Origin of the sequence: Sphingobacterium composti, assembly GCF_009829075.1 — a bacterium.
In the GTDB taxonomy this organism is placed as follows: Bacteria; Bacteroidota; Bacteroidia; order Sphingobacteriales; family Sphingobacteriaceae; genus Sphingobacterium; species Sphingobacterium composti.
In genome coordinates, this window is record NZ_WUQZ01000002.1 from 251,528 (window position 1) to 273,077 (window position 21,550).

Below are 21,550 nucleotides of genomic sequence, written 5' to 3' on the forward strand. Positions count from 1 at the left end.
TTTGTTGTTATAAAATGAAAAATTCGATGAAAAGATTAGTAGTATTAGTAGTACTATGTGTGTCGAGTCTGGCTACTATGGCAGATGAGGGCATGTGGTTCTTGATGCATTTGAAACGTCTCAACGAGGCCGACATGCAGAAAAAAGGGCTTAAATTAACAGCTGAAGAAATTTATAGCATCAACAACTCCAGTTTGAAAGATGCTATTGTGCAATTCAATGGTGGCTGTACAGCAGAAATCGTATCAGCGACAGGTTTGGTTTTCACCAATCACCACTGTGGATATGGAGCTATCGCTGAATTGTCAACTAAAGAAAATGATTATTTGACAAATGGATTTTGGGCAAAGAATCATGCCGAAGAATTAAAACCAAAATCTCTTTATGTAAGATTTTTCGTTCGCATGGACGACGTTTCTAAACGTATTTTGAGTTTAGTAAACGATAATATGTCGGAGAAAGAGCGTAACACCATTATTCAACAAGAAATTGCCAAAATTGAAAAAGAAAATTCAGAAAATGGCAAATACGCAGTTAATGTACGTTCGTTCTATAATGGCAATGAATTTTATTATTTCGTATACCAAGATTACCATGATGTACGTTTGGTAGGAACACCTCCAAATAGCATTGGTAAATTCGGTGGTGATACAGACAACTGGGAATGGCCTCGTCATACAGGAGACTTTGCTGTATTCCGTGTATATGCGGACAAAGACGGTAATCCTGCTGCCTATGCAAAAGAGAATGTGCCTTTGAAACCTAAATACCACTTACCTATCAGCTTGAAAGGATTTAAAGAAGGTGATTTTTCAATGATATTAGGATACCCAGGTCGTACAAACCGTTGGATGCCAGCTGCTGGTATTGACCAAAATGTACAATACGCATATCCAGCGTGGGTAGAAGCATCTAAAGTTGGAATGGATGCGATGAAGCGCCATATGGATAAAGACCAAACAGTAAATATCAATTATGCTTCGAAATATTCTGGCGTAGCCAATTATTGGAAAAATCGTCAAGGAATGATTGACGCTTTGACAAAGCACAAAACAGCTGCTACCAAACGTAAGGCTGAAAATAAATTCAAAAAATGGGCGAATAAAGCTGCAAACAAAGCACAATATGGTGATGTCATCAAAATCATCAACGATTATTATGCAGCGACTAATCTAAAAGCTAGACACGATAACTACTTAATCGGTATGATTCGTTCTTCTACTTTTGCTATGCTTCCATATACATTAGGTAACGGTTTATTGCAATATGCAGATGCAAATGAGGCTAAGCGCAAAGATATTGCTCCTCGTTTAGAAGCATTCATTGCGGGCAATTATGAGAAAGTGTATATGCCATTAGAAATTGATGTATTGGCTGAAGAATTAAATCTTTATGCGACTAAAGGCGGCAATGATATAGCTCCATATATTGCTGAATTGGCAATAGCTAATAATAATCAATTTGGTAATGTTGTGAAATCAGCTTTTGAGAATAGCATTTTTGGTTCGAAAGATAAGTTAGAAGCATTTATTGCAAACCCAGATGCTGCTACATTAAAAAATGACCCATTGTACAAAATTTCTACTTCGTTAGCGACTAAATACCGCGAAAAAACAGAAGCACAACAATTATCAGAAGATAATTTTCAAGCGGCTCACCGTAAATACATTGCTGGTTTCTTGGCTCAAAATCCAAAAACTAAATATTATCCAGATGCGAATAGTACGTTGCGATTGACATACGGAACTATTCGTGCATTACCTAAAGATCCTCGTAATGATGCCAAAATCAACAACTACACGACATTGGAAGGAACTATTGCGAAGTACAAGCCAAATGATGAAGAGTTCGATTTACCAAAAAGATTAATGGAGCTTCATGAGAAAAAAGATTATGGTCGCTACGCCGATAAAGCTGGTTATATGCCAGTGAATTTCTTGTCTGACCAAGACATCACAGGAGGTAACTCTGGTTCGCCTGTATTGAATGGAAATGGCGAATTAATAGGTATTGCATTTGACGGAAATATAGAAGCTATGGCAGGTGATGTTATCTTCGATCCGAAATTGCAACGTACTATTTCAGTAGATATTCGTTACGTGTTATTTATCATTGATAAGTACGCAGGCGCTCAAAATATCATAAATGAGTTAACAATAAGTGAATAAAGCACTACAAAATCACCTTTTTTTTGCTAAAAAGTGTGATTTTGTTGTTATTATGTTTTTTTGTTTTGTATATTTATTACATCTTAGTAAGATATAATAGAAACTAAATTATATTTAATAAAAATGGAAAACTACACTAAATTAAAAGATCTAGTAGCTTCGATCGAAGCTGATGCTGAAAAATTTTACAACAACGGTAACTCAGCTGCAGGTACACGTGTACGTAAAGGTTTACAAGAAATTAAAACTTTAGCGCAAGATATCCGTAACGAAATCACAGCTAAGAAAAACGAAGGTAAATAATCTTTATCTTTGTATACTGTTTTAACAGAAAAGGCTCACATATTGTGAGCCTTTTTTAATTATTGATATAATCAACTCTATTACATTAAGGCTAATTTCACCACGTAATCTACAGTAGCTTTATTCAAAAAATTACCGAATGCATCGGTCATCATCTTAGCAATTTCTGCACGACTCATCTTTTTTACCTTTGGATTTTCAACAGCCGCTTTATTTAATACAACATTATTCGAAATTTCCACTTTTGTTGCAAAGAATGAAACATGTTGACTTGGTACAACTAATCCCAAAATCAATCCTGGTAAACCGTTAATTGATTCAGGGCCACCATCAATTGGAATTTCATTTGCATAAAATCCTATCACATACGTTGAATCTTCAGTAATGCCGTTAGCTCTTCTACAATTATACCCTGCGATTTCGCGATATTCATCTGTAATAGTCCATTTGATTTTCTTCAATGTATCTTGTATAATGATTTTTTGCCCCACTAAATCATTATAACGTTTATACTCATTTGTACTAAGATTAGAATACGTTGAGGCTTCAAAATCTAGTGCCAACATTTGTATTATTTGCTTAATATTGGGATCTAGGTCTTGCTTCTGAGATTCAAATAATGTCTCATTTCCTTTAAATTTCATCGTCTTTTTCAAAACTACATTCTCAGGAGTTCTTGGCAACATTCCTTGCATAAAACCCTTTTGTGCCTCTTCAGCCTTTTCAATAAATTGTTTGCGAAGAATATTTTTAGTGTACATTGTCTTATCGTAATGCACAGTACCTTCTTCAGCGAACATAGCATATTGTGCGCTAGCTGTAAAACTCGAACCAAGTATTAATAGGGTGATGATATATAAATATTTCATTTTTCTTCTTTTAATTATTTAACGAGCATTTTGGTAAAATCCCACGACAATTTCAACATATAATATCGACGAATCGTATCGTAGCGTCTCTGCATGAAAATAGAATTTGTCTGCATTCTTGAATAACCTATGTTTTTATTAAGTACATCATTTATCACGAAATCTAAAATCAATGATTCATTTTTCAAGAATTTCTTACTCACACCTGGGTGTATCAAGAAGCGTTCAATTTTTTGGTCAAAAGCTGCTGTTGGTGCCTCATAAGAATAATCATAGTTCGTGTAAACTTTAAATGTCTTTGTGAAGAAATATTCTACACTTCCACCAGAAGTAAAGACAAAACCGTTATTATCTTGATCTGGACTTAGGTTCGAAGTCATTTGACGATATTGCGGGGTGAAACGTGTAGAGAAGTTAAATCCTGTTTTTGTTTCTCTCTTGATTTCATACGCCAAAGAATAATTTTGCGAGTTTATTTCGTTGGCTTCACCATTCACAAAATTATTATTTCTAGAGATGGTGAATGCTGGAGAAATAGAATTTTCTACGGCAAGTTCTTTATGCAATCTGAAAAAGTATCCTGAATATACGCTCCAATTCAAATTATTTTTTCCATTAACATTATCCCAACGGTAATAATTTACGCCACCATCTGTAGTAATATTTTGTACTATGGGATCTTTGGTCAAGCTAAATGAACTTCCCAAATACTTAAATTGATTGGACAAAATATTGAAACTATGGTAAAATGCATCAATTGAATTAGTAAAAGCAGGATTCAAATTTTCATTTCCAATATATTGATTTAACAGATCCGAGTTATTCAGAATTGGTTGGATCTGATTTAGCGTTGGTAATTGATTTTTACCATTATATGTTACACGCAAGCTTTTAGAATTCGAGATTTTATAACGTGTCTCCAAACTAGGATTATAGGTAAAGAAATTTCTTTTTATCGAGTTGTTAGAATAATTATTTACCTGTTGCAACTGATCGTCATTAAAATTGTTAGTCAAATTCACATTTAACTTTTCTGTATTATAAATAAGCGCAAGTTTATAATTATTACTAAATCTGGTATAATCGTAATTGCCACTGAAACTCTCATCCAAATCATTATATGCATTAGCCACACCTTTATTGAATGACTCTATCAACGATTCATTAGAAATACGATTCAAATCATAACCAATAGCCATATTAAATACTTTGGAAAGCGGCTCTGTATACGTAATACCTCCTAAAATATTACTCAAGCGTTGATCTGTTACTTTAAATTGATCAGTATTGATTGTATCCTTAATACCATTATCCGTATATATTAATGTAGAATTTAAAAACCCTTGTCCTGTTGTTTCTTCATTATTTGCACCTATATTCAAAGACAAAGATCTTCCTGCCTTTAGGAATTTTTTAGTATAAAGCGCAGTAAAGCCCATGTCATTTATCTTATGATCTTTATCTTCCTGGCTCATATTACTTGATAATAGATCTTGATTTGCGGTGAAATTTTGTGAATTAACAATATCATTACTCCATAACATTTTCTTGGCTGCTCTACCTGTCACAAGTAATTGATTCAATGAATCAATTTTTGTATCCAATCTGAAATTGATGCGATGTTGATCGTTATCTGTGTCTACTTTTTTATTTGTAATACTATTAATTACTCCTGACATGATTGTCTCTTCATTACCATCGGCTTGCAACTTCCCATACTTGTAACTTAGATTCAACTGGTATTTATCCCTTTTCCAACGATCATTAAAATTTACACCCGAATTAATTACACGAGGAATACCTACGACTCCTTGACCAGAAAATGGATCATTCACAACCATTCTTCCTCCATCGAAAGAAGCATCCACATCCACACCAAATTTCTGTGCGTCTTCCCAATTCAATGAAGTAGTTCCATTATTTCCAAATAAACCATATAAAGAGATTTTTTGCGAACCTTTGAATCTATTCAACATCAACTGTCCCATATAATACTCGTCTGTACCAGCTCCAGCCAAAGCCTTACCAAACATGCCATGCTTAGCGTCTTCTTTCAACTGTACGTTAATCGTTTGTTCTCGCACACCGTCATCTACTCCGGTACGTTCTGACTGATCAGACTTTTTCTCATACACCTGCACTTTGTCCACCATATCTGATCGGATATTACGTGTAACTAATGTTGGATCATTGCCAAAAAATTCCTCCCCATCTACTAATACTTTTTGTACAGTTTTTCCTTGTGCGGTAATTTTTCCTGAGGCATCGACCGTAATACCTGGTAATACTTTCAACAAGTCCTCTACTTTCGCATTCTTTTCTACGGTAAATTGCGAAGCATCATATTCTGTTGTATCCCCCTTGATAGTAATAGCTGCACGTCTTTTCACTACCACCTCTTCGATCAAATGAGCAACACTAGAAAGTAATATTTCACCTAAATCAGTGTTACTATCAGAGGCATTAATCTCTTGAAAAAAATCTGCATATTTAGGATAAGATACCATTACAAGGTGATCGCCCTGTGAAGGCTTTTTAAATTCAAAATAGCCATCTCCATCCGCACGCGTATAATCAACCAATAATGAGTCTTTAGCCTGCACAAGCATAATCGTAGCGTTTTTTAGTTTTACTTTATCAGTAATATCAAGTACGCGACCCGAAATTTTACTTTGTGCATAACTATTGAAGATGAATCCAAAAAACGTCAATAAAATAAGGAATGTACCCTTCATAGAATAATTAGTTAGAAAAATTTACTATAAAATAAAAAATTAGGTGTTTTTGCATATTCTTTACAAAGAAAATATTCTTAATTGACTTATTTGCATGAAATTTTGTTAATTAATTATAATCATCGGTAAAACCCGAATTTCAATCGGTAAAAGAAACCTTTTTAATTGTTGAATACCATTTAAGTTATTAGACTTTGGCAATGAAAGGTTATTACGCAAATATTCCCTACTTTTGTAAAAACGTTTTTATAATGCAAAACATCAAAGAATATGTAGAAGCGAACAAAGATCGCTTCTTAGAAGAATTATTTGAATTATTGCGCTTTCCATCAGTAAGTGCTGACCCTCAATATAAAGAAGGCGTGTTAAATACGGCTGAATTCGTAGCTCAAAAATTAAAAGATGCTGGTGCGGATAATGTAGAAATCTGCCCTACAGCAGGCTACCCTATTGTATATGGGGAGAAAATTTTTGACGCTTCTTTACCAACTGTATTGGTATACGGTCACTACGACGTACAACCTGCAGACCCATTAGAACTGTGGGATACCCCTCCATTCGAACCTACAGTACGTGATGGCAAAATCTACGCACGTGGTGCTGCGGATGACAAAGGTCAATTCTACATGCACGTGAAAGCTTTTGAATACATGGTTCGTGAGAATCAATTAGCTTGTAACGTGAAGTTCATGATCGAAGGTGAAGAGGAAGTGGGTTCAGAAAACTTAGGAATATTTGTAGCAGCAAATAAAGAGCGTTTGAAAGCTGACGTAATCGTTATTTCTGATACATCAATGATCAGCTTGGAGAATCCTTCATTAGAAACTGGTCTTCGTGGTCTTTCTTATGTAGAAGTAGAAGTAACAGGCCCAAATCGTGACTTACACTCAGGTGTATATGGTGGTGCTGTGGGTAATCCAGCTACAATTTTAGCACAATTGATTGCTTCTCTTCACGATGAAAACAATCACATCACTATTCCTGGTTTCTATGATGATGTGTTAGAATTGACTCCAGAAGAGAGAAAAGCATTAAATGAAGCTCCATTTGATATTGAAGAATACAAATCTGATTTAGGTGTTGGTGAATTGTGGGGAGAAAAAGGCTTTACACCAATCGAACATACAGGTATACGTCCTACTTTGGAGGTAAATGGTATTTGGGGTGGATATATTGGCGAAGGTGCTAAGACGGTTTTACCTTCAAAAGCTTACGCTAAAATATCAATGCGTTTAGTACCTAATCAAAATTCAGAACGTATTACACAATTATTCAAAAATCACTTCGAAGGTATCGCTCCGAAATCGGTAAAAGTAGAAGTAAAACCGCATCATGGTGGCGAACCTGTTGTTACGCCTACAGATAGCATTGCATACAAAGCGGCTGAGAAAGCTTTAGAAGAAGCTTTCAATAAAAAACCTATTCCTACTCGTGGTGGTGGTTCGATTCCAATCGTAGCATTATTCGAAAAAGAATTAGGAATCAAAACTGTATTGATGGGCTTTGGTTTAGATAGTGATAATTTGCACTCTCCAAACGAGAAATACGGCATCGAAAACTATTTGAAAGGTATCGAAACTATTCCATTGTTTCACAAATACTACGCTGAATTAAGCAAATAGTAAACAGCACACAATATTATAAGCAATAGGTCTAGAAAATTTCTAGACCTATTATTTTTCTATATATTCGTTTATAAATCCAAACTTGAAGTTTAAATTTTTATATGATAAGAATTCTTAGAAAAGCGCATACATACTTATACTTAGGTGCAGTTCTTCTGTTTTTTATCCCTTTCTATCCCTTTCTTTATTTTTTCACACAAAACCCTAATAAATATTTCAATCAGATTGTATTCTGCCGTAAATGGATTAGTTTATTATCAACTGGTATTGTAGGTATCCGTTTTCATGTGGAATATGAAGAAGAAGAAGTCGACTGGAGCAAACCCTATATCATTTGCCCTAACCACACCTCGATATTAGATATTACTGCGCTTACTTTTCTATGCCCCCAACCTTTTTCTTTTATGGGAAAAGTTGAACTTCTGGAAAATCCCGTAACAGCTGTATTTTTCAAAAGCATCGACATCACTGTAGACCGCAAAAGCAAAATTTCCGCATTCAAGGCATTTAAAAAAGCAGATGAAAGATTGAAAGAAGGTAAATCAATAGTCATATTCCCTGAAGGAAAAATTGATGACGAATACCCTCCTCGCCTACATGAATTCAAGTCTGGTTCTTTCAGATTAGCAATTGACAATAAGATTCAAATTCTACCTGTCGTCATAAAAGACGCTTGGCGAATTTTATGGGATGGCGGAATGACATATGGTTCAAGACCAGGCGTAGTACACATCAAAGTTTCAAAACCTATTGACACCGAAAAACTTACACCTCTACAACTTGATGAATTACAACATGTTGTCTTTGAAAAAATGCAACAGCATTGGCTTGAATCTAACGACGTGTAAATCAATAAAAAGCTTGTCTTTACAGATTAAAACAATTTGATAAATATTTGACTTGTTTATATTAAATATTATACTATTTTTGCGAAAAGTGAAATTTAAAATTGTAAGACTATGTATTGGACTCTAGAATTAGCATCACATTTAGAAGATGCACCATGGCCTGCAACAAAAGATGAATTAATCGACTATGCAATTCGTTCTGGTGCTCCTGTAGAAGTAATAGAAAATCTTCAAGCTTTGGAAGATGATGGCGAGCCTTACGAGAATATCGAAGAGATTTGGCCAGATTATCCAACGAAAGATGACTTCTTTTTCAATGAAGACGAGTATTAATCAAGTATAAAAATCGCACTCTTTAAGTAGTGCGATTTTTATTTTGTCCTAAACTACAGTATTTCATATTTCTGTTAAACGATTTTCGATTACCTTTGTCTCTATTAGAAAACAAAAGGTATGCAAAAGTCAGTTTGGATTAGCTTCTTCATATTATTGATTGCAAATAGTACGTATGCACAAAATTTTCCCATTAATGAAAAGCTCAACAATTCTACTCTTAGCATCCAACCCAAAGTAGGCTATTCAATTTCAAAGACTACATTTAATATTTCAGGTAATGAACTTGGCAAGAATCCTAATATACTTTCAGAACTGATTTGGGATCCTACAAATGCTTTGGAATTTGGGCTAGAAATGAAATTATCCCATAAAAAATTCGTTTTAAACGGGGAAATCCTTTTAAATAAAAACTTGAGTGGCAACGTAACAGACTTTGATTACGATGGTGATAACCGTACACAACCTTACACACAATTATACCTAAGTAATCATAAAGGCACAGGTCTTTCCATCAAAGTTCAGCCTGGGATTGACTGGAGTACGCAAGAAAACCTATCCTTTGTTACCTACTTAAGTTTTAATCATACCAGTCGTAGTTTGTATTTATTAAACGATAAGAATCGGAGAAGCAATGATAGAAACTATTTACCTGGACTCAATTCGTATTATAAATATAAATTCCCTAATTACGGTGTAGGTATGGCAATGGATTATGGGATTAACGAAAATTGGTCTACACAAATAGCCGTTGAAGGTTATATTTCCAAATATTACGCATATGGTAACTGGAATTTGATTGAAGATTTCGAGAAGCCTATTAGTTATGAACATAAAGGGAATGGGCAAAAGTTCTTCGCAACTGCTGGTTTTGCCTATGCACTATCGCCAAATTTAGGAATAGGTATGCAATATAGTTTTGGACATTTCAATTTACAAAATGGTAAAGACTATCTTTATACATATTCGGAAGGTACAAAAAGAACAAGACTAAACGATGCGAATGAAACAAAACATTCTTTTCTCTTGAACTTACGCTACAGTTTGCCATTTGGCAATTAATCTTTTCACCATTATCTAAGTCGAATCCAAAAAACAAAATATGCGCATACTGTTTATACTGCTCTTTTCTTTTCAAAGTATTTTTGTTTTTGGACAAGATTCAACCTCTATCAAAAAAGATGATGTAGAGATCATAAAAGAGTTTATCCAGGACTTGGCTAATGATGATATTAGAGTTGATGTGATCTTGAGTAAATACGTGATTATTGAAAATCCTAATGAAGAATTGTACGATTACCTAGAAGTAAGTTTGGATGAAATACGCATCAATCTGATGAGTAAAAAGATTGAAGATATCCAATATATTCCTTATGCTAAAATGCCACGCAAAGATGTACGTGATATTGATTTGGAAGATTTTGACAGTTCACGAATTTACTTTTTGTATTATAGAAATCGGCAAGTAGCGGCCATCTACTTAGAACAAGATAAAATCGCGTCATTTACGCTGGTTTCCAAAGGAAATAACAAAGCACATTTTGTGTTGTATTAAAATTAATTTTTCACAAAAACTCTTGACATTATTAAAAAGATAATATAGATTTGTTAGCAACAATTTAATAATGAATAAATTTGTATCAAATAAAGCATGGTGGTGGCACAACAATTAACGTTGTGGCAATCCCCTATTGCATAAATTTGTATACAATCAAAATATAATAGGCTTGCCAATAAGGTGAGCCTTTTTATTTGGCAATAACCTAAACTTATAAAAAACAAATATTCAGACCGAATCAGTATGAAAGAAATATTAAGGCATTTATTTGAATACAAATCTTTCTCACGTAAGGAAGCATACGAGATCCTAACGAATATTGCGACTGGAAAATACGACACACACCAAATTGCTGCATTTATGACGGCATATGGCATGCGAAGCATACGTGTAGAAGAATTGGGTGGTTTTCGCGATGCGATGTACGACCTGTGTCTGAAAATGGATTTTCAAGGTTATGATTTGATTGATATGTGCGGTACAGGTGGTGATGGCAAGAATACCTTTAATATTTCGACTTTAGCTTCTTTTGTTGTGGCTGGGGCAGGTTATAAAGTCGCCAAGCATGGTAACGTAGGCGTATCATCGGGTTGTGGTTCTTCAAATGTGATGGAATATCTAGGTTACCAATTTACTAACGACAAAGAAACCTTACAAAGACAATTGGACGAAGCAAATATTTGTTTCTTGCATGCTCCACTATTCCATCCTGCGATGAAAACGGTAGCGCCGATTCGTCGTGCTTTAGGAATTAAAACGTTCTTTAATATGTTGGGACCTTTGACTAATCCAGCAAATCCGAAATTTCAATCTGTTGGGGTTTTCTCGTTAGAATTAGCTCGTTTATACGGCTATTTATTTCAAAATACTGAAAAACAATATAGTATAATTCATGCTTTGGATGGTTATGACGAAATATCTTTAACAGGAGACTTTAAAGTCATCAATAATCAAGGAGAAAACTATTATTCGGTAGATGAAATTGGTTTTGAAGCTGTAAAAGCAGAAGATTTAGCTGGAGGTGATAATGTAGAAGAAGCATCGAGAATATTCAGAACAATCATTGAAGGTAAAGGAAATACCGTTCAAAATAATGTCGTATTGACGAATGCAGCTTTTGCAATTAAAACTTTCCATCCAGAAAAATCGTTTGGAGATTGTTACTACGAAGCCGAAGAATCTTTGTTAGGATTAAAAGCTTTGGATAGCTTGAAGAAATTGACAAAATAGCTTATTCTTAGACAGGCTCAGCATGACAGTTAAATACATGAAAAAAGATTTAAAAATAAAGGTTTGTGGAATGCGAGATGCAGATAATATCCGTCAACTTGTGACCTTCCCTATTGATTATATTGGTTTTATATTTTATGCTAAGTCTGCAAGATTTGTTTCAGAAAACCCTGAGATTAATATCCCCCATTCTATCAAAAAAGTTGGTGTTTTTGTCAATTCTTCTAAGGAAGAAATAAGAGCAAAAACTAAAGAATTTGACTTGCAAGTTGTACAATTACATGGCGATGAGTCGCCAGAATTCTGTCAAGAAATAAAAGATTTAGGTATTGAAACTTTCAAAGCTTTTGGGATAGATGAAGATTTCGATTGGACAACTATCGCTGCTTATGAAGACAAAGTAGATTATTTTCTTTTTGACACCAAAAGCAAACAATATGGCGGCACAGGTCAAACCTTCAAATGGGAGAAATTAAAAGATTATCCTTATCAAACACCTTACTGGTTAAGTGGTGGAATTTCGTTAGACAATATCGAAGAAGCTGCAAGTTTTGAAGACAACAGATTATATGGTTTGGATTTAAATTCTAAATTTGAAATCGAACCTGCATTAAAAAATATACAATCGTTAACACAAGCAATCTCTATTATAAAATGAGTAAATATCAAGTAGATAGCAAAGGATATTATGGTCCATTCGGCGGAGCTTACATCCCTGAGATGTTGTATCCAAATGTTGAAGAATTGCAAAATCAATATCTGCAGATTATGGATGCCCCTTCTTTCAAAGAAGAGTTTGAGCAATTACTAAAAGATTATGTCGGCAGACCTTCACCATTATATCACGCGAAGCGTTTGTCGGAACGCTATGGCGCTACTATCTTCTTGAAAAGAGAGGATTTGAACCATACTGGCGCACACAAAATCAACAATACCATTGGACAGATTTTGCTAGCACAACGCCTAGGTAAAAAACGTATTATCGCTGAAACTGGAGCTGGACAACACGGTGTGGCAACAGCGACAGTATGTGCGTTGAAAGGTTTGGAATGTGTGGTGTACATGGGTGAAATCGACATTCAGCGCCAAGCACCAAACGTGGCACGTATGAAGATGATGGGTGCGACGGTAGTTCCTGCGACTTCGGGTAGTAAAACATTGAAAGATGCTACAAACGAAGCGTTACGCGATTGGATCAACAATCCCGTAGATACGCATTATATCATTGGTTCGGTAGTGGGACCGCATCCGTATCCCGATATGGTTGCTCGTTTTCAATCTATTATTTCTTTCGAAACAAGAAAACAACTCTTAGAAAAGACTGGAAAAGAAACACCTGATATCGTGATGGCATGTGTAGGTGGTGGTTCAAATGCAGCGGGTATGTTTTATCATTTCTTGGATGAAGAAGGCGTAAAAATCGTTGCTGTTGAAGCCGCTGGTCATGGTGTGGATTCTGGGGAATCTGCAGCTACGACAGCTCTAGGAAAAGAAGGAGTTTTACACGGATCACGTCAGATATTGATGCAAACAGAAGATGGTCAAGTTATTGAGCCTTATTCAATTTCTGCTGGATTAGATTATCCTGGAATTGGCCCTCAACATGCTTGGTTGTTTAAATCAGGTCGAGGTGAGTATGTTTCGGCGACAGATGATGAAGCAATGCAAGCTGGACTACGCTTGACAAAATTGGAAGGTATTATTCCTGCTATTGAAAGTTCGCACGCGTTAGCGCATTTGGAAAAAATGAATTTCAAAGGTGATGAAACTGTTGTGATTTGTCTATCTGGACGCGGAGACAAGGATTTAGATAATTATATGAAGTATTTCAATTTATAATCATGCAATTAACAAAACATTCAAACGGATTGTTATCTATATATTTTACTGCAGGATACCCAACTTTGGAAAGTACCGTGCAGATTGCCAAAACTCTGGAAGAAGCTGGCGCAGATTTCCTAGAAATTGGATTTCCGTATTCTGACCCAGTAGCCGATGGTCCAACCATCCAACATGCTTCTGAAGAAGCGTTGAAAAATGGCATGACGCTAAAAATTCTTTTCGAGCAATTGAAAGATTTACGCAAACATGTGTCTATTCCTGTGTATTTAATGGGGTATGTAAACCCTGTATTGCAATATGGCGTGGAAAATTTCTGTAAAGCGTGTAAGGAAGTTGGCGTAAACGGAACGATTATTCCTGATTTGCCGATGTATGAGTACGAAGAATTGTACCAAACGGTTTTCGAAGAATATGGCATCAGCAATATTTTCTTAGTGACACCTCAAACATCGGAACAACGTATTCGCAAAATCGATGATTTGTCTACCAATTTCATTTATTTACTTTCGTCGAATGCGACAACTGGTAAAAACCTAGAAGTAAAAGATCAAGCTGAAGCGTATTTCAAACGCATAAAAGATATGGATTTGAAAAATCCATTTATTATTGGTTTTGGTATTTCAAATAAAGAAACCTTCCAAAAAGCTACCACTTACGCTAACGGCGCAATTGTCGGAACTGCTTTTGTTAAACTTCTAGCCGAAGAAAATTATTTAGATAAAATTCATGGTTTTATAAAAAGTATTAAAGGGTAATAAAAAAACAGTTTATTACTACTAAGTTAAACCTACTTAAAAGGATCAAGTCAAATTTTTTAATTGATCCTTTTTTTATTAAACCTTTTATAATTATGAAATATTTATTTACAATAGTCTTCATTGCTTTTATCAGCAATAATTCTCTTGGACAACAAGTCTTCAATTTTAAAACTAAATTTGACAATGCAATTCCAGTCTTGAATCTTGGTACTTTCCATATGGGGAATACATCAGATGCAAGCAAAGTTGAATTTGATGAAAATGACCAAAATAATATCAAACAAATTCATGAAATTGCCAAGCAAATTGCTGCCTTTAAACCAACAATTATAATGGTCGAGCAAGAGCCTAGATTTAATCCTACTTTAAAAGAAAAATACAATACTTATTTAAAAAACCCCAAACATAACTTTAATAATCCATCAGAAATTGAGCTCTTAGCTTTTGAAGTAGGTAGATTGAGTAATTCGCAAAAGATTTATGGAATAGATTACAAACTAGATTATTTTTATTCCATAGCCAATTACTTAAAGAATCAACAAGACTCTTTAACGTTGAAAAAATACAATGCGTTAGTAAACGAAAATTTATCTTTAAATAACATTAATCCAAATAACAAGAATGTTAAAGAACTCTTGTATTTAAATAATCAACCAGAATATTTAGACTTTTTAATAAATATTAATGCTGATTTGCTGACAACCATATCAGTCAGTAATTATAAAATTGGTGCTGACAAGCATCAAAATTTTATAACAGAAATTTAATGATGTTCGCAAATATGAATAATATTGCTGTTAATAAAGATGATAGAATTTTTGTTTTAATGGGAGCTACGCATACCGCATTTTTTAAAGATTTTTTAAGGCGTTCACCAAAATACAAAGAAGTAAGTGTTTTTGAGTATCTCAAATAATAATGACAAATAAGCCGAGAAATTCTCAGCTTATTTGTTCCTATTGATCTCTATTTTCACTTTCCTCTTCTTTACCTTCTTCGATTAATTCCTCAACTTCTTTCTTTTCTTCTATATCCAATGTTTTAACATCGTCTTCTTGGTCATCATTATTTTTATCGATATAGAATGTACAACACATCGGAAAATGATCGGAACCTATTGACGGTAAAATCTTCAAGTCATCAATAAAAACATCTGGGCTGTGGTACAATAAATCCAAAGGAATACGGAAAAACCAATAATTCGCATGAAAAGTAGCTAGATATCCGCGACCGTATCGTGCATCAATTAAGCCACTTGCTTTTTTGAATAAAATAGAAACTCGCGACCAAGCAACTGTATTAAAATCTCCAGTGATTACAACAGGTAGTGAATGTTTCTTCGCACGTTTAGCTACGCTTAATAAATCACCATCCCGTTCTTTGGAAGTTTCTTCTTCAGTCGGACTTGGTGGTGGTGGATGCACACCAAAAAAAATAAACCGATAACCATCCTCTGTTTCTAACTCAGCTTCTATACTTGGCAAATCATCTGAAACAAAATAATGTACTTTGATGTCATGCACTTTCAGCTTAGTATAAAAATGCATACCATAGGTGTTTTCTAAGGCGATTTCCTTGAAATTGGTGTATTCATCTTTTAATTCTTGAAATGCATTTTCCCAGTCTTTATTACTTTCCATTGTGAGAAAGACATCAGGTTGTTCTCTGCGTATCATGTCGACCAATCGATGATATTCATTATTAAATTGGTAGACATTTACAGAAATTATCTTTACATTTTTTGAGTGCTCGGCTGATACTTCGTACTTATTGTTGCGCCAAAATTTAGTGAATCGTATAAAAATATAGCAATTGTATGCAATACATATTAGCAACGCGAATAGAATAAAAATGGGGTAAGAAACATCCTTCCAGCAAATAATAGTTGCTATCAAAGTGAGTAATTGTAAAAACAACAATTGTGGACGTACAAAATCAGGAACACGAAATACCCAATGCTGATTTCGAATAAATGGTAAAATACTAAGTATGACTATTATTGATGTAACAACCCAAATTGTAGAATTCATATAGGAAACTTAAAAATGTATTACTTGCTGATTTTATACAATGTATCTTATTCTCCGAAACTATCTTTCACTATGCAAAGATTAATCCAAACATTTTTCAAAAGCCATACGCGCTGAATCTCTAATTATCACGTCACCACAATATTGATAACCTAATTTTTCTAAAATTCGCAACATGGCCATATTGTCAAAGTTAGTATCTACTCTAATACTAAAGATGTTTCTTGATTTTACTAAAGTCTCTATATGATGAAATAGTTGCGTGGCAATGCCCATACCTTTGGCGCGTGCCGCAGCCGCAACGCGATGAACGACCACATAATCTCGCTCCGTAAGCCATTTGCCTGTAATAGTTGCGTAATCTGGATCATCTTCAAAAATCACCGCTCCGTATGCCAATACCCCCTTTTCATCAGCTAACACATAAGCCCACCCCTTAGCAATATCATGATGAATGGTATCAGGATTTGGGTATCCATCTTGCCATTGCTTACTGCCATCTTGTTTTCGTCGCTCTATTGCGTATTGAAGAATTTCCCAAATTTCTTCCACTTCAGATTCTAATGCTTTCCTAAATTCCATGGTAGATTTTTATCAATTAAATTTTCCTGTTTTCTCCTGCTTTGAAGTTAATTAAAAGTTATTTGAGAACAACGAAAATTAACCTTTTATTACACGATGGAATAGCGTATTTTTGTAACTCTAAAAATAGCATTATAAAATTCCTAATACATAAAAATGGAACATACACGAATTAAAGAATTATTAAAATCCGAAGAATTTGGAAAAGAGGTTATCGTAAAAGGCTGGGTTAGAACTTTTCGTAATAATCAATTTATAGCGATTAACGATGGTTCTTCAATTAATAATATCCAGGCTGTAGTAGATTTTGAAAATACTCCAGAAGATATCTTAAAAAGAATCACTACAGGTGCTGCAGTTCGTGTAAAAGGAAACTTGGTAGAGTCACAAGGTAAAGGGCAACGTGTAGAAGTAAAAGCTACAGAAGTGTCAATTATTGGTGATTCAGATCCTGAAAAATACCCATTACAACCTAAGAAACACAGCTTAGAATTCTTACGCGAAATCGCACATTTGCGTGTTCGCACCGGAACTTTCAACGCGATTTTCAAAGTACGCAATGCCTTGTCATTTGCTATTCACAAATTTTTCCAAGAGCGTGATTTCTTATATTTCCACTCCCCTATTATTACGGGTTCGGATGCCGAAGGTGCTGGTGAAATGTTCAGAGTAACAACTTTAGATCCTATTAATCCACCGTTGACAGAAGATGGTAAAGTAGATTTCAAAGAAGATTTCTTTGGCAAATCAACAAACTTAACCGTTTCTGGTCAATTAGAAGGTGAATTAGCCGCTTTAGCATTTGGAAATATCTATACATTCGGACCTACTTTTCGTGCTGAAAACTCCAATACTACGCGTCACTTAGCTGAGTTCTGGATGATTGAACCAGAAATGGCGTTCTACGAGTTGGAAGATAATATGGACTTAGCAGAAGATTTGTTAAAATATGTTATCAAATATGCTTTAGATACTTGTCCAGAAGAAATCGAGTTCTTGAAAAACCGTTTATTGGATGAAGAGAAATCAAAACCTCAAGCCGAACGTTCGGAATTGAACTTAGTGGAGAAGTTAAACTTCGTATTGGAAAACAACTTCGAGCGATTAACTTATACAGAAGCTATTGATATTTTGAAAGCCTCTAAACCAAATCAAAAGAAACAATTCAAGTATTTGATTGAAGGTTGGGGAGCAGACTTGCAATCTGAACATGAAAGATATTTGGTAGAGAAACATTTCAAAAAACCAGTTATTCTAACGGATTATCCACGTGAGATAAAGTCATTCTACATGAAACAAAATGAAGTAGATGCACAAGGTCGTCATACGGTACGTGCGATGGACATTTTGTTCCCAGGTATTGGCGAAATGGTTGGTGGCTCTCAACGTGAAGAAAACTTAGAAAAACTATTGGCTCGTATGGCTGAGGTTGGAATCGAGCCAGAAGAAATCGAATGGTTCTTAGACACACGCCGTTTTGGTTCGGTACCACATTCTGGTTTTGGTGTCGGATTTGAGCGTTTGGTGTTGTTTACAACAGGTATGACGAATATTAGAGACGTGATTCCTTTCCCACGTACACCGAAAAACGCCGAGTTTTAAAAAAGAACATTATACAGAGAGAGTTGTTATTATAGCAACTCTTTTTTTATAATTGTAAAATAGGATTTTTACTTTTAATTTTAACTTTTTTACTTTAGTACATGCTTGTAAAAATATATAACGATAATCCGAATCCAAAAGCCATTGAACAGGCTGTTGAAGTACTCAAAAAAGGTGGAGTAATCATTTACCCTACCGATACGGTTTATGGTATTGGATGTGATATTACGAATCAGAAAGCTATAGAAAAGGTTTGTCAAATAAGAGGTTTAAAACCTGATAAAGCTAATTTGTCTTTTATCTGTTATGACCTTACAGACATTTCACAATATACAAAACCATTTGATACGACAGTTTTTAGGGTATTAAAAAAGGCTTTACCTGGACCTTTTACTTTTATCTTCAATGCAAGTGGGCAAGTTCCAAAGTTATTGAGTTCTAAAAAGAAAACTGTTGGTATTCGTGTTCCGGACAACAATATTGTTCGCGAGATCGTCAAACAATTAGGAAATCCAATTGTCACAGCATCAATTCATGACGAAGATGAAATCATTGAATACTCTACAGACCCAGAATTGATTTACGAAAAATATCAAGAAAGCGTGGATTTAGTAATTGATGGTGGTTATGGAGGCAATGTCGCTTCTACCGTTGTGGATGTCACCAACGGTGACTTTGAAGTAATCCGTGAAGGAAAAGGTGATTTAGATCAATATTTATAAAGAAAAATGGCTTGTAGAATTGTAGACTGCAAGCCATTTTCTTTATATGTGATAACTTTGATTTTGAAATTCCATAGCCGAATAATATTCGTATTTACGCTTATCTAGCGGGTAATCCCAACACCCCATTCGATGAAATATCTGGCCTCCAAAGCCAGACTTAAACCGATACAATCCATACATAGGATGTGCAGGGTCTGCATCTGGCGAAATGCCAAAAAAGTCGTATTCTGTACAACCTTTTTCTCTTGCTACTTGCATAGCTTTCCATTGCAACGCATACGTTCCCATATAGTTGCGGTTCTCTGTCGAAGAGGCTCCATATAAATATGTCGCTCTATTTGCAGAAATTACTAGAAACATAGCTGCCAATGGTTCATCTTCCATATAGGCCACTAGCATATACACATCAGCAGGAGAATCCGAATTATTAGCCCTTGCAGAAAGAACTATTTTGAAATAGTTAATATCATGCAGAAAGAAATTGTTGCGTTTAGCCGTTTGCCTATAAAGTTCATACCAAATTTCCAAACTTTCTAATCCCAGAGATTCAATTCGCACACCCTTACGTCTAGCCAAATTAATGTTATATCGGGTTTTTGATTTCATATTACCCAACAATATATCATCACTTTCACGCAAATTCATAAATATGGTATTCGATGGTAGAATATCAGTATTAGCTTTCCTTAAATTTCCAAATTCTGTATTAAAATTAACGCGCATTTCTTGCACTCTTTTAGAAGGAAGTCCAATCCAATTTCCGTGCAAATCATAGCAATCGTCTTCATTTGCCCACTGTGATTGCCACGACAAATCATAACGAATCATAATGCAACTTTTAGGTAGATAATGACGAAGCGCTTCGGAAAGCTGCTCTAAAAAATAGCCTTGTTGTTCTTCTGAAGGTTCAGTTTCAGGACCATAAGGCACATAAGCGATACAATTCTCCTTATCCAAATATTGAAGCATAATGAGAAAATCACCAACAACGAATACTTCATCCGATTCCTGACAATATATATCCTCTGCCTTTGTTCTAAAATTATAGGCTAAAGAATCTATTCCCTGTAGTTTCTTGACAGCTGACCAATAGGCGGTCTGTTGAATTATACCCGTTTTATAAAGATGACTATTGTCCTTTTGTTCCAAATTAGCAATCATGATAAATCACTTATTTTCAATATTTTAATAAAATTACAAATGGCACAAACATAGGAAATATATGCACACTAAAACAGCCCTAATTGTCATAATCGAGCAACAAGAGAATATTAGAAGTGTTCTAAATAATTATTTTAATGTTGATTATGATATTGTTTTAGATTTTCTTTGCAGATAAGCTACATTAAAAACAATAACCGCCAAAAAGATTAAGCCATAAGCTAATCCTTGCAAAAGCGTAATATCTTCTTTAAAGTAAAATACAGCCAACAAGAAAGAAATAATCGGATTAATATATAATAATACGCCAACAACCGATGAATCCAAACCTTTCAGTGCGTACATATTCAAGAATAAGGGTATAATGGTAAAAAATACGGCAATCAACAACACGTACTGATAAAATAGCATAGAATGCTCCACTAATTCACTAGCAGTCATTCCCAATGGAAGTAAAAACATTGCACTAATCAGAATGTGAAGAGTCAATGTGAAAAACTTATCTAGCTTTGTACTGGCCTTCTGAACCACCAAATATATGGCATAAGAGAATGCTATCACAACGCTATACAGCATATCCATAAAATGTCCATAAGACAATATCAAGCAACTTACCACAGACATACCTACCGCTATCCATTGCCCCATATTTAATCGCTCATTCAAAAATAAACTCGCCAATACAGTGGTGAGAATTGGACAAATGAGATAAGCCAACGAAGTAGCATTTACACTCACCGCATTCAGCACATAGATATACAAATACCAATTGAGAGCAAGTATTACAGCACTAAAAACTGTCGCTGAAATGATTTTTAAACGTTCTTTTGGGGCTAAAGAAACGATAATATTTATATTTTCCTTTGTAACCTTATATCGAAAAATAAAACTTATAAAGGCAATAATGATAGCAGCAAAAGCTATTCGATAAGTAAGTATATCAAGTGCTGCATAATCACTTAATGGTCTAAGCACTAAACTGAAAACACCCCATATTATAAACGAAAATAGTGCAGCAGCGTAATATTTGAATTGCATGAAAGTAGGTTATTCAGAGTGGATAAGAAAATGTGTTAATGCCCTCTTGCCGAGCAGGCAATTACTTTTTTCTGAAAAAAGTAATCAAAACCTCGTCGCTGAAAAATTTTGCACAACGTTATATCATTCCTTCCAATGCAAAA

Annotated in this window: 19 protein-coding genes and 1 pseudogene; 14 read left to right on the top strand and 6 right to left on the bottom strand. The window is 34.7% G+C overall.

The annotated features are described in order from the left end of the window. Window positions 1-26: 26 nt before the first annotated feature. A complete protein-coding gene (locus tag GOQ17_RS02505; RefSeq protein ID WP_159634317.1) occupies window positions 27-2,168 on the top strand; it encodes a S46 family peptidase in 2,142 nt (713 codons plus the stop codon). Between the two features lie 123 nt (window positions 2,169-2,291). Continuing rightward, window positions 2,292-2,471, top strand: a complete 180-nt coding sequence (locus tag GOQ17_RS02510; protein ID WP_159634320.1) for a BF3379 family histone-like protein — start codon at window positions 2,292-2,294, stop codon at window positions 2,469-2,471. A gap of 80 nt (window positions 2,472-2,551) precedes the next feature. On the opposite strand, the gene GOQ17_RS02515 is transcribed toward GOQ17_RS02510, so the two are convergent. Both GOQ17_RS02515 and GOQ17_RS02520 read right to left on the bottom strand, forming a co-directional pair. After that, window positions 2,552-3,340 (bottom strand): GLPGLI family protein, encoded by a 789-nt coding sequence (locus GOQ17_RS02515; protein ID WP_159634323.1) that lies wholly within the window; start codon window positions 3,338-3,340, stop codon window positions 2,552-2,554. Window positions 3,341-3,354: 14 nt separating this feature from the next. Beyond that, on the bottom strand, window positions 3,355-6,075 hold the full coding sequence (locus GOQ17_RS02520) for an outer membrane beta-barrel protein (protein ID WP_159634326.1): 2,721 nt from the start codon (window positions 6,073-6,075) through the stop codon (window positions 3,355-3,357). Between the two features lie 251 nt (window positions 6,076-6,326). Between GOQ17_RS02520 and GOQ17_RS02525 the strand changes: the two genes are divergently transcribed. The 10 genes and pseudogenes from GOQ17_RS02525 to GOQ17_RS16295 all read left to right on the top strand — a co-directional run bounded on the left by GOQ17_RS02525 (window position 6,327) and on the right by GOQ17_RS16295 (window position 15,185). Then, a complete protein-coding gene (locus tag GOQ17_RS02525; RefSeq protein WP_159634329.1) occupies window positions 6,327-7,697 on the top strand; it encodes a dipeptidase in 1,371 nt (456 codons plus the stop codon). Window positions 7,698-7,801: 104 nt separating this feature from the next. Then, complete coding sequence (locus GOQ17_RS02530; protein WP_159634332.1) at window positions 7,802-8,548, top strand: lysophospholipid acyltransferase family protein; 747 nt, start codon at window positions 7,802-7,804, stop codon at window positions 8,546-8,548. A 111-nt stretch (window positions 8,549-8,659) separates the two neighbouring features. After that, the gene (locus tag GOQ17_RS02535; protein WP_002996718.1) at window positions 8,660-8,881 is read left to right on the top strand and encodes a DUF2795 domain-containing protein; all 222 of its coding nucleotides are present in this window, start codon (window positions 8,660-8,662) and stop codon (window positions 8,879-8,881) included. Between the two features lie 120 nt (window positions 8,882-9,001). After that, window positions 9,002-9,943 carry a hypothetical protein gene (locus GOQ17_RS02540; protein WP_159634335.1) on the top strand — a complete coding sequence of 314 codons (942 nt, stop codon included), beginning with the start codon at window positions 9,002-9,004 and terminating at the stop codon, window positions 9,941-9,943. A gap of 40 nt (window positions 9,944-9,983) precedes the next feature. Then, on the top strand, window positions 9,984-10,436 hold the full coding sequence (locus GOQ17_RS02545) for a hypothetical protein (protein WP_159634337.1): 453 nt from the start codon (window positions 9,984-9,986) through the stop codon (window positions 10,434-10,436). Window positions 10,437-10,682: 246 nt separating this feature from the next. After that, window positions 10,683-11,669 (top strand): anthranilate phosphoribosyltransferase, encoded by a 987-nt coding sequence (gene trpD, locus GOQ17_RS02550; RefSeq protein WP_159634340.1) that lies wholly within the window; start codon window positions 10,683-10,685, stop codon window positions 11,667-11,669. A 37-nt stretch (window positions 11,670-11,706) separates the two neighbouring features. Beyond that, window positions 11,707-12,327 (top strand): phosphoribosylanthranilate isomerase, encoded by a 621-nt coding sequence (locus tag GOQ17_RS02555; protein ID WP_159634343.1) that lies wholly within the window; start codon window positions 11,707-11,709, stop codon window positions 12,325-12,327. Further along, window positions 12,324-13,508 carry a tryptophan synthase subunit beta gene (gene trpB / locus GOQ17_RS02560; RefSeq protein WP_159634346.1) on the top strand — a complete coding sequence of 395 codons (1,185 nt, stop codon included), beginning with the start codon at window positions 12,324-12,326 and terminating at the stop codon, window positions 13,506-13,508. The genes GOQ17_RS02555 and trpB overlap by 4 nt, the downstream gene beginning before the upstream one ends. Before the next feature lie 2 nt (window positions 13,509-13,510). After that, window positions 13,511-14,266, top strand: a complete 756-nt coding sequence (gene trpA / locus GOQ17_RS02565) for a tryptophan synthase subunit alpha (protein WP_159634349.1) — start codon at window positions 13,511-13,513, stop codon at window positions 14,264-14,266. Window positions 14,267-14,601: 335 nt separating this feature from the next. After that, window positions 14,602-15,185 (top strand): annotated as a pseudogene (locus GOQ17_RS16295) (DUF5694 domain-containing protein). A gap of 40 nt (window positions 15,186-15,225) precedes the next feature. On the opposite strand, the gene GOQ17_RS02575 reads toward GOQ17_RS16295, so the two are convergent. Together GOQ17_RS02575 and GOQ17_RS02580 are read right to left on the bottom strand one after the other, a co-directional pair. Further along, the gene (locus GOQ17_RS02575; protein ID WP_159634352.1) at window positions 15,226-16,299 is read right to left on the bottom strand and encodes an endonuclease/exonuclease/phosphatase family protein; all 1,074 of its coding nucleotides are present in this window, start codon (window positions 16,297-16,299) and stop codon (window positions 15,226-15,228) included. A gap of 81 nt (window positions 16,300-16,380) precedes the next feature. Next, window positions 16,381-16,881 (bottom strand): GNAT family N-acetyltransferase, encoded by a 501-nt coding sequence (locus tag GOQ17_RS02580; RefSeq protein ID WP_159634355.1) that lies wholly within the window; start codon window positions 16,879-16,881, stop codon window positions 16,381-16,383. A 156-nt stretch (window positions 16,882-17,037) separates the two neighbouring features. Here GOQ17_RS02580 and asnS point away from each other — a divergent pair, with 156 nt between their 5' ends. Together asnS and GOQ17_RS02590 are read left to right on the top strand one after the other, a co-directional pair. Then, a complete protein-coding gene (asnS, locus tag GOQ17_RS02585; protein ID WP_159634358.1) occupies window positions 17,038-18,483 on the top strand; it encodes an asparagine--tRNA ligase in 1,446 nt (481 codons plus the stop codon). Window positions 18,484-18,584: 101 nt separating this feature from the next. After that, window positions 18,585-19,205 (top strand): L-threonylcarbamoyladenylate synthase, encoded by a 621-nt coding sequence (locus GOQ17_RS02590; RefSeq protein ID WP_159634360.1) that lies wholly within the window; start codon window positions 18,585-18,587, stop codon window positions 19,203-19,205. A gap of 42 nt (window positions 19,206-19,247) precedes the next feature. Here GOQ17_RS02590 and GOQ17_RS02595 read toward each other — a convergent pair whose 3' ends face one another. Together GOQ17_RS02595 and GOQ17_RS02600 are read right to left on the bottom strand one after the other, a co-directional pair. Beyond that, entirely contained in the window at window positions 19,248-20,369 is a 1,122-nt protein-coding gene (locus GOQ17_RS02595) for a lipid II:glycine glycyltransferase FemX (protein WP_159634362.1), read from the bottom strand. Between the two features lie 144 nt (window positions 20,370-20,513). Beyond that, entirely contained in the window at window positions 20,514-21,407 is an 894-nt protein-coding gene (locus GOQ17_RS02600; protein WP_159634364.1) for an EamA family transporter, read from the bottom strand. Between the last annotated feature and the right edge of the window lie 143 nt (window positions 21,408-21,550).